The 1,000-nt window shown below is 69.0% G+C and carries 1 protein-coding gene; it reads left to right on the top strand.

Annotated elements, in window-relative coordinates; genetic code table 11:
- Positions 1-346 precede the first annotated feature (346 nt).
- Positions 347-1,000, top strand: a 654-nt coding sequence (locus F0L46_RS25155) for an AraC family transcriptional regulator (protein ID WP_149822364.1), incomplete at its 3' end; no start/stop codon positions are given.

Below are 1,000 nucleotides of genomic sequence, written 5' to 3'. Positions count from 1 at the left end.
CGAGAGCCGCGCCTCGGCGGCCGGAAGACGTGCCCGCCCCAGATGCTTAGGCGCACGCCAGGGACCGGTTCACCGGATGTCGCCTAGGGCGTGGCGCCGGCGGTGACCGGACGCCGGTGCACTTGAACTTCGTTCGCAATTGTCCGACCCTGTGGCCTATGGCAGCGTTTGCCCCTTCGGCTCGGCGACGTGACGGAACCGGCCTCCCGGAGGGGGATTGGAGGCGAGCGTCACCCAGGCGCCTCCTGCTGGGGCGCTCGGGCGCGCCTCAGCCCGTCTGCAAGGCGCAAGCCGCCTGCACATCCCAGTCGGGAGTCGTCCTTAGTCAATTCAGAGGAGACGGATCGTGCCCGCCTACTCGTCTCTCACGGAATTCTGCTGCGCCGGCCCTCAGGCGTCTTACGTGCGCGGGTTGAAATCTCTGGGCGCCGTCCTCGACATGCTCGAGCTGGCGCGCCCCGGCGGCGACGTGTGCAACCCGGCCGTGCCGGAGCTCGTGCTCGTTCAGGATATGCTTGGCGGTTGGCGCACCCGCGGCGACTCGGGAGGCGGGCCGTTCGACGTGAGGGCCGAAAAGGGTAATATCTATCTCGTCGCGCCGAACTTCGCTCCTACGATCAACATCAGCACGCACCATCAGATCCGCAAATTCGCGTTCTCCACCGCGCAATGGGAGGGCGTGCTCGACGAGGCCGCCGGCGGGGGCTGCTCGCTGGAGAGCCTGCAGTTCAGCAGGGGTCCTTTCCGTTCGCAGGCCATCGAATCGGCGCTGAGGAACCTGTGGACGCTGAGCGACGAGGAGGGGGCGCCATCCCGCCTGCTGGCGCGTGCGGCCGGTTGCGAGATCCTCGCCGAATTGTGCCGGCTGAGCGGCGCCTCGCTTGGGCCGGCCAGGGGCGGCCTTGCGCCCTGGGCCAAGCGCCGCTGCCTGGAACTGATGCGGGAGCGGCTGGCGGAGGATATCAGCCTCGACGAGCTGGCCGCCGAGGCGCGGCTCTCG

This window comes from Salinarimonas soli, from assembly GCF_008386575.1.
Classification (GTDB): domain Bacteria; phylum Pseudomonadota; class Alphaproteobacteria; order Rhizobiales; family Beijerinckiaceae; genus Salinarimonas_A; species Salinarimonas_A soli.
This window is presented reverse-complemented; position numbering and strand designations above follow the sequence as displayed.